Raw genomic sequence first — 1,057 nt, forward strand, 5'->3', positions numbered from 1 at the left:
GGAAATTATGCCCATCGGCGCCATAGGTGTACTTCACCGTGATGGGTCTCTGATCACCGCCAGGGTCGGTAATATGATCGGTCACCCTGGGCAACTTACGTTGCGGGTTGTCTTTATCAGGAAAACCATGGCCTCCATCGTTGTACTGAACGGTTTCATGGGCACCCAGGGGCGTCCAGACCTCGCTGATGCAGTCGAGATTTTTTTCCAGGTGGTATTCAAAGCGCCAACCGGCATTTTCCGTGGTTGGTAGGGTGATCCTGTCGACACGACCGCTCTTCATGCTCAAGACAACCGCGGCCAATGGCGTACCATTGACGGGCGTAAAACCCAGCGTGACGGCTTGGGTAATAAGATTGCGGGTGATCTGGAACAGCAGCCCATGCCTGTCGCGAATGGCGCTGAGCATCGGCGCATCACCGACCGTTACGTATTCCAAGGTAATTTCGTGCCCTTGCGCAGAATACATTTTTACCGGTACGGCCACCTGCGGGCTGGGTCCCTTGAGTGCCAGCACTTCGACAAGCCCCGATTTATGAACGATCTTGAACTGGTCGCCAGGCAGTTGGTAAAACTGAAAATCCTCGATCTTTTGCTCTTTCATTTTCATACGATTGGCAACACCTTCGTATGGCCCGGTAACTTTGAACGTTTGCCCCAAATACACCGAAACAACTTGATTGCTTGGGGTGTACTGGCTTAGCGCAAGGTTCCAGCCCTTGCCAAAGCCGGTATCACGAGTATTCAACGGATTGTAATTGAGCACCAACGGCACAGACGGGCCCCGCAGATTATTACTGAAAAGTTCCGGCAACGATAACGACACGGTATAAAAACCGGTTCGTGGATCTACCCCCGTCTGGATGAAACTCAAAAAATTAAAGGCATTGGAATGCACAGCGGTGGATACAGTCATGGTCAACCTCACGAACTAGGGATGGTCTGAAATAGCCGGATGTTTTCCGGCTATCGAGCCGTCAGTACTTTTCAAAAAACGACCCGCGTCGAAATTTGATCCATTTTCTTCATTTTTCAGCCCTTCCGGGCGCAGCAAGGC

At 51.6% G+C, this 1,057-nt stretch carries 1 pseudogene; it reads right to left on the reverse strand.

The window, feature by feature from the left end:
- Positions 1 to 916 (reverse strand): annotated as a pseudogene (locus AACY31_RS28760) (sugar-binding protein); the annotation flags it as partial.
- Positions 917 to 1,057: the final 141 nt, after the last annotated feature.

Source organism: Pseudomonas sp. RL_105y_Pfl2_101 (assembly GCF_963970585.1).
Taxonomy (GTDB): Bacteria; Pseudomonadota; Gammaproteobacteria; order Pseudomonadales; family Pseudomonadaceae; genus Aquipseudomonas.